This is a genomic window from Exiguobacterium sp. TNDT2 (assembly GCF_003331145.1).
Lineage (GTDB): Bacteria > Bacillota > Bacilli > Exiguobacteriales > Exiguobacteriaceae > Exiguobacterium.
Window position 1 is genome coordinate 1 of the sequence record NZ_QLVE01000048.1, and the last position, 6,663, is coordinate 6,663.

A 6,663-nucleotide genomic window follows, 5' to 3' on the forward strand; every position below is an offset into this window, starting at 1 on the left:
GAGATAACCGGCGTACTGAAGTCAGAAGAGGGTGTTGGCGACGACGTGTTCATCACGAAGCTGGAACATCATTTGCTTAATCGATTCGACAAACGAAGAAAAAAAGTGAAAGTCACGATTGAGGTCGAACTGCCATTACCGGAAGAAGCCTACAATTTTTGTCAACGCGAACGGTTTAGAATGATCGAACGCGTCACTCAACATATGGACGAACAAAACGTGAAGGATTGGCGCATCCTAAACATACGGAGGATATAATTGATTTAGGTGTATGCAGATTCGTCTACATATACCTACACATATTCTGTACGGATGATGTCATCCGATAGGTCGGCGACGCAACCGAATTCGAGATGGACATCACGTATCTGGTCACGACATGAGTACACCTGCACTGTCAGAAGGTACGTCGTCACCGATTCGTTTGACATGACCACTGGCTCTATTCCTGTATGCGTGACAACGACAAGGATGGGCGAGGAGTAATGCAATTGGATGTCCAGTTCGATATCGTCTTGAACTATCGCGATTTTTATATGATTTTGTATCGGGAACGTCACTTTTGGTGGGGTGAGGAGGTCGAGGAGTTGTTCACCTCATTCGATCGACACTTCATCTCATCCCTCCAGTCAACCATCCGTCATCTTTACTCGAATGCTTCCAAAGTGCAGGCTTACAATTTGGCGTTTCTGATCAATGCCCAGCTGCTTGCCTACATGTTGCTCTTGATTGAAGGGAATCATGTACGCGCCCAGTGTTTGACCAAAGAATTGCGGCGCTTGCTCGATGATGCTTGGACGGGTCTGTACGCCCGTCAATCTTCAGGCGCTCTTCCGCTCCGCTATTTCGAGGAGCCACCTACGGCCAGGTCGGTAGAGGATCTGTATCAAGAAATGATCGAGTTCCTCACTCGACTTGATAGCAAGGAGAGCTGGATAAACGCGGTCCGACATATCCAGACCCTTGATCTGAAAGAACACGCCTTCGTGGTGAAGAGCACGCTCGAAGGTTTCTTGCAGGAAGCCACACTAAGTCCGATACACCCTGTTCTCGGCGAGTTGACCGAACTCCTATTCGCCACCACGGATTAAGAAATCATTCTTCGTGACATAACAAGAAGGGACTTCAATGTTTGCTCCTTGACTGGAGCTTTTTCTTCACATATGATTTAATTAACTTAACTAAATCATATTGATGGAGGTCATCATGGATACTGCTCAAGTGGCTCTACAATTGAATAAAAAATTCGACCAGCTCCAACTTCTCTTGCTTGAAGATTATCGACATTTCGTCCGGTTCGACTTGACCCCTCAATCGGAAGCGATCCTAAATTATGTCATGTCACAGTCGAATACCACCCCTAGCGAGATCGGCACTGCGTTCCGGATATCCCCCAGTGCGGTCACCCAAGTGCTGAATCGTCTGGAGGCGGATGGGTTCATCCAGCGACGCCGGGCGGACTCGGACAAACGTGTGACCCTCGTCTCGCTCGGGAAACAGGGGCTAGAGTATCAGGTAACGCTTGCCGAGTTGACGACGCATCTGTCAAAAACTTACTACTCCCAAATCGACAAACGCGAACTGAATAGGCTCGTCACTTCCCTCGACCAGTTGATTGACGTCGTGACGAGAGTGAAGGAGGACAACGATGGGACTCGTTGAGTATGTCAGCTTGGCGGCGACCGCTTGGTTCATGGGCTTCTTTCCGATGTTCGAGATCTATTTGGCCATTCCGAGCACGATGCTTCTAGGTCTCGATGGAATCTCCGCAGTGCTATGGGCTGGAGTGGGTAATTTTTTGCCGATCCCCCTGCTTGCCTATTTCTATGATTGGCTACATCGGTTCAAACGCCTCAGCGGATGGTTAGATCGCTTAGAGAACCATCGCCTCAGTTATTTGATGCGCGAGAAAGGGAGCTGGATCATCATCCTCGTCACCCCGCTCCTCGGCTCTTGGGTGGTCGGCGTCATCGGACACTCCATCGGCATGAAACGGTTGACTCTCTTAATTTATTCGGCAATCAGCATCTTCGGCTATGGGCTATTGATTGCCTGGCTGACCTCACAAGGCATCGAGATTGCCGTCTGAATGGAATCCCGTTAATAGGTAACGGGGTGCCATTGTTCTCAAAAGGAACAACGGCACCCCGTCGGTTACATGTAATGGATTCTTGTTTGATTCTTTGATAGCATCTCCTTATTTTTTTCGGCCGTCCCGTCTAAGTTGGCACTGTAAAAGATAGGTGGTTCAATATCATGCTCAAGCAATCCTTCGACGACTTCTACCAACAGCATGTTGACAATCGTAGCCCCGATCACGGTGGAGGTGGGCGCGATGTATTGGTCCAGTGGTTCGATGTACACGGTGGCGTCCCCTGTACGCCCGTGATTGTCGAACGTCACATCGGCCAGTTCGTAGAGACGCATCCCACTCGAGTGCCGGGACGTGGTCTCCATCGAATAGGTCTTGTTGGTGATGGCGATAATTTTGACCCCGCGCTCTTTGGCAGCCGTGACGAGATCGATCATCACCGGGTTCCGCCCCGAGACGGAATGGGCGAGCAAAATGTCACCTGCTTGGAACGGGACATGTTTGGCCAACACCCGGCCGTAACCTTCAAGTGACTCCAGATCAGACGTTTTGGTCACAGGACGTGTGTCAAGCATCAGGTTACGATCAAATATAGGATTAAAGAGGGCCAAGCCCCCGGCCCGGTAGAACAATTCTTCAGACAAAATCCCCGCATGCGATGCGCCGAAAGTGAACAGCGTGTTCCCTGACGAGATAGCCTCCACAATCAAGGCGGCGGCCTCTTCAAAAATCTCGGCATCGGCCTCCACTTGTTTCAGTTGCGTCTCGACCTGACGTAAATAACTATCCTTCATGGATCATCCTCCTATTATCCGAGCGATTAAGTCCGCAAGCCAACCGAATAAGGAGAAATCGTTCCCTCCAAAGATGAGCATCCAATCGCCTATCGTGTTCGAGAAGACCGGAATACTGATCGCTAATAATAACACCATCACCGCGGCAGCTACCGTGGTACCGATGACGGCCCCTCTCAATCCGCCCTGTCCTTCCGCCAAGACCGCGGCCGTTCCACATTCAAAGAAAGACGTGATGACCAAAGGCAACAACAAAAACCCTAAGTTGAATTGGCTGTTAATCAACACGATCAAAGCCGTTGAAGTGAACATCGCCACGATAAAACCAATCATCATGGCATTCGGGCGATAGTTGAAAATAATAGGCGCATCGAGCGCCGGGATGGCGTTTGGCACCAATCGATCCGAGATCCCTTTGAAGGCCGGTAGAATCTGTTGAATCATCATCCGTACCCCGGCCAGCATGATCGTAAGACCAGCCCCAAACTCGAGACCTTTGGTGAGTGCGTAGGTCCCTAAGGAGAGCGTGGTCTCCGGATCCATTGCGCTCTTACCGACCCACAGGCCCACGACGATATAGACGAGAAGCACGACCACACCACCAGTGATAGCGATCTCCCGGAAAAAACCTAACGACTTCGGGATTTTGAGGTCTTCCGTCGACTTGTCCTTGTTCCCGACATATTTCGCGATGATAGCGGCCGTTAGGGACAGAAATCCTGTCGGGTGACCTAAGGTGAACGAACGGTCTCCCGTCACTGCCGTCACGAAAGGTGTGAGAAGGGCCGGCATGACGATGAAGTAAAAGGCCGAGGCAACTGTCGCGAACACGATGACACCCGTCGTAGAAAACTGATTCTCGACGGCAACGGCGACAAACACGTATGGGAACCAAAAAAGCATATGTCCCGTTAAGAAGATATGTTTGATCCGTGTGAAACGCGCGACCAAAACGTTTGTCAAAAACGCCAACATCATCGCGATACCGATGGCCCCTCCGTAATCGGTCAAGATATCGATGGGTTCAGATACGGCACTGGCCCCATCCGCCGCCGCGAGCGAGGTCATCGCATTTTGAATCGGGGCGATGGAGCGTACGATAATATCTGTCCCTAGCGTCAAAATCAAGACACCGATGGCCGTCAACGCCGAACCTTTCACGACCTCACTGAACGCCTTTCGTTGCAATAAAAGCCCTACCATGGCAATGAGTCCTAAAAGAATCGGGGGCTGTCGAAATACTTCGGTGATGACGAGTTCTAGTAATTGCATAGCAACGCACTCCTTTACAGGTCGATTTGTCTAGTGGCCTCAAGCACCTCTTTGTAATTCATGAACTGTTTGATTGAAATGATGGGACAGCGCACTTGCCCTTCAAGTTGGTCGGCGAACTCGGCAGAAGTGTAGATTAAATCCGGGTTCATGCTGGTCGCGGAAGAGATGTCGGTATTATCCACTTGGGCTTCGATTCCGAGCTCGGTAAATGCCTTCTCCACCTGCATTTTTAAGACCATGGATGATCCGACCCCAAACCCGCAAACCGCTAATACGTGTTTCATAGTTGCTCCTCCTCTTGAAATATTGACAAAATCTCGTCAGGCGTCTTAGCCTGTGAGATGGCGTCGAATGTGGGATTGTCAGAAAGTAATTCAATGAGTTCAGACAGTGCATGGAGATGAGAGTCAGTATCCACGGCCGCCAAGAACACAATGACGTTTACCGGGACTTCTTCATTTGAGAATGGGATCGATTCTCTGAGCACCAGTAGGCTCATGCTCAACTCGTTCACTTGTTCGCTCGGCCGCGCGTGTGGGAGTGCGAAGTCATCGCGTAGAACCATGTAGGCCCCATTAGCGTGAATGTTTTCAATGACAGCATCGACATATCCCGGTTCAATGCGTTTTGTCTCAAGAAGTGGTCGCGCCGCTAGACGGACGGCTTCTTCCCACGGTAACGTGTCTGCCGTGACATGTATGGTTTCTTCTGTCAGTAAATCTCGTAGCATGATCGGATAATCCCCTTTATTCTGATGGTGGTGTAGTTGCTCCTCTACTTTGATTTCATTCAAGATGGCTCGGTACCTGACCTCAGACACGTTTCGTTTGACGACTCGCAATATCATTTGACGGTTAAACGTCTGCTTGCTGATATAAGGTTTCAACTTGATGAGGTCGGCTTCCGTCAAAATCGGTGCCACCCGGATCCAGTCCTTTTTTGCCACGTCCCTTGGTGGAGCCGTCGTGGTGATGAGCACATCAGCGTGTTCAATGTTCTCAAAGGAGCGACACTCGATCATTTCAGCCGTGACGCCGGCTTTTATGAGTTGCTCTCGAATGGAGTACGATATCGTCGTCCCTTCATAACAAGCGATCGTCAGCTTACGATGTGGGGCCTCTATTAAGTGGCTATTGACAAGAAGTGTCAAGAAAGAGGCTTCCTGCTCCTCGAAGTCTTTACTCATCCGGGTCGTGATTAACGTACGTAGGCTGACTTTGATGAGTCGGAACATATGTGGAAACTGTTGTAGCACGTCCTTATATAACGGGTTCGGGTATACAATCCCTACCGCATGTCGATACAAGGCCGCCGTCAAATGGGCATGGATAAGCGGGATGGCGCGAGGGTCGATCTCTATATGAATCAACGAAGAGAGTTGTTTGACGAAGGTCGTCGCGATGTCCAAGGATGTATCTTGTTCCAGCCGGATGGACAACCCTTTCTGTAGCACGTTGTCATACTCAGCCTCATTGAACGGCGCGGTCAATGAATGGCCTTGGGCTATTCTTATCGATTGGATCTGTTTTGCCAGCTGGTACATATGGGACGCCTGTGAGGCGACTGGGCTCGTCTCTTTAAGTAATCCGATGCGATGCAGTTTTTGAGTGTATGGGCTAAGAAGGTTGATCAAGGTGCGACGAACAATTATTTCCTCACCCTCGAAACGATAGGCCCTTGTGTCGTGAATCAGATTGACTTGATAATGGCTCAAAATGTCACGTAATGTCGCCAAATCGTTCAGAACGGTATTTCGACTGACTTGAAGCTCTTCCATGAAATCTTCGAGGTGCCCATTGAGCCGAGTAAAAAGCAGATATAAGAGTACCGCTTGCCGCTCGCCGATTTCATAAGATCGGAACGCCTGCATCTCTTCCCCGAGCCGCTCATCAAAACTCGGAGTTGACACTCGAATGCTATAACGCCCCAACTCGTCTTTTAAAAGGCTTCCTAACTGTGTATCTTTCAACCAGTGACGAATCGTCTCTATATCGGTGTAAATCGTTTTTCGAGTGACTAAGAATTGATTGGCCAGGTTGGTGACCGTCACCCCAGGTAAATAATATAAAACCTCGGCCATCGATAATTGGCGGTACGTAAGATGCATCTTATTTATCCCCCTTACTCAAATCATAGAGCGCCTGCATGTTGGTTGGAAGTCCAAACTAGTCACGCAAGAATGGATAGAACTTTGGTCATCACATGTCGACATTGCTCTTTTGGGTCTGAACCTACCCTCTCGTACTTTTTACGCGACCGCCATCAATCTCTGAACAGACAGCTCTATAGACGGAAACCACCGGTAAATATATATATATATCGGCATTGAACCTGCCGTCATTCCCCTATCAGATGTTCTAATCTTTATCTTTTTTTGTATACACTATCTTTTATATCAGGAACGGGAATCGAAATTTCGACATCGAATGTATACAAGAAATGGCTTCTATTTTATGGGCTCATCACCATAACACGTGGTTGCTATTTTAACGACCAAGCTCG

General features: G+C 49.2%; 8 protein-coding genes. 4 read left to right on the forward strand and 4 right to left on the reverse strand.

Annotation, left to right across the window (positions count from 1 at the left end):
• The 4 genes from DPV68_RS15125 to DPV68_RS14170 all read left to right on the forward strand — a co-directional run.
• Window positions 1-258: hypothetical protein (locus DPV68_RS15125; protein ID WP_232819663.1), on the forward strand; the 258-nt coding region annotated here is incomplete at its 5' end.
• A gap of 227 nt (window positions 259-485) precedes the next feature.
• Window positions 486-1,091, forward strand: a complete 606-nt coding sequence (locus DPV68_RS14160; RefSeq protein ID WP_157964209.1) for a hypothetical protein — start codon at window positions 486-488, stop codon at window positions 1,089-1,091.
• A gap of 115 nt (window positions 1,092-1,206) precedes the next feature.
• On the forward strand, window positions 1,207-1,662 hold the full coding sequence (locus DPV68_RS14165; protein WP_157964210.1) for a MarR family winged helix-turn-helix transcriptional regulator: 456 nt from the start codon (window positions 1,207-1,209) through the stop codon (window positions 1,660-1,662).
• Window positions 1,649-2,089 (forward strand): small multi-drug export protein, encoded by a 441-nt coding sequence (locus DPV68_RS14170; protein ID WP_114167423.1) that lies wholly within the window; start codon window positions 1,649-1,651, stop codon window positions 2,087-2,089. Before DPV68_RS14165 ends, DPV68_RS14170 begins: the two co-directional genes overlap by 14 nt.
• Before the next feature lie 65 nt (window positions 2,090-2,154).
• On the opposite strand, the gene DPV68_RS14175 is transcribed toward DPV68_RS14170, so the two are convergent.
• Genes DPV68_RS14175 through DPV68_RS14190 form a run of 4 tightly spaced genes read right to left on the reverse strand, consistent with a single transcriptional unit; the run spans window position 2,155 to window position 6,268 of the window.
• Window positions 2,155-2,886 (reverse strand): sugar isomerase domain-containing protein, encoded by a 732-nt coding sequence (locus tag DPV68_RS14175; RefSeq protein WP_114167424.1) that lies wholly within the window; start codon window positions 2,884-2,886, stop codon window positions 2,155-2,157.
• A gap of 3 nt (window positions 2,887-2,889) precedes the next feature.
• Window positions 2,890-4,158 carry a PTS ascorbate transporter subunit IIC gene (locus DPV68_RS14180; RefSeq protein WP_114167425.1) on the reverse strand — a complete coding sequence of 423 codons (1,269 nt, stop codon included), beginning with the start codon at window positions 4,156-4,158 and terminating at the stop codon, window positions 2,890-2,892.
• Between the two features lie 14 nt (window positions 4,159-4,172).
• A complete protein-coding gene (locus DPV68_RS14185) occupies window positions 4,173-4,445 on the reverse strand; it encodes a PTS sugar transporter subunit IIB (protein WP_114167426.1) in 273 nt (90 codons plus the stop codon).
• Entirely contained in the window at window positions 4,442-6,268 is a 1,827-nt protein-coding gene (locus DPV68_RS14190) for a BglG family transcription antiterminator (RefSeq protein ID WP_114167427.1), read from the reverse strand. Before DPV68_RS14190 ends, DPV68_RS14185 begins: the two co-directional genes overlap by 4 nt.
• Between the last annotated feature and the right edge of the window lie 395 nt (window positions 6,269-6,663).

Excerpts from the sequence above, each read along its gene's own strand:
- DPV68_RS14160 (WP_157964209.1), top strand. The coding sequence starts at position 486 with ATGCAATTGGATGTCCAGTTCGATATCGTCTTGAACTATCGCGATTTT.
- DPV68_RS14175 (WP_114167424.1), bottom strand. The coding sequence starts at position 2,886 with ATGAAGGATAGTTATTTACGTCAGGTCGAGACGCAACTGAAACAAGTG.
- DPV68_RS14190 (WP_114167427.1), bottom strand. The coding sequence starts at position 6,268 with ATGCATCTTACGTACCGCCAATTATCGATGGCCGAGGTTTTATATTAT.
- DPV68_RS14170 (WP_114167423.1), top strand. The coding sequence starts at position 1,649 with ATGGGACTCGTTGAGTATGTCAGCTTGGCGGCGACCGCTTGGTTCATG.
- DPV68_RS14180 (WP_114167425.1), bottom strand. The coding sequence starts at position 4,158 with ATGCAATTACTAGAACTCGTCATCACCGAAGTATTTCGACAGCCCCCG.
- DPV68_RS14165 (WP_157964210.1), top strand. The coding sequence starts at position 1,207 with ATGGATACTGCTCAAGTGGCTCTACAATTGAATAAAAAATTCGACCAG.
- DPV68_RS14185 (WP_114167426.1), bottom strand. The coding sequence starts at position 4,445 with ATGAAACACGTATTAGCGGTTTGCGGGTTTGGGGTCGGATCATCCATG.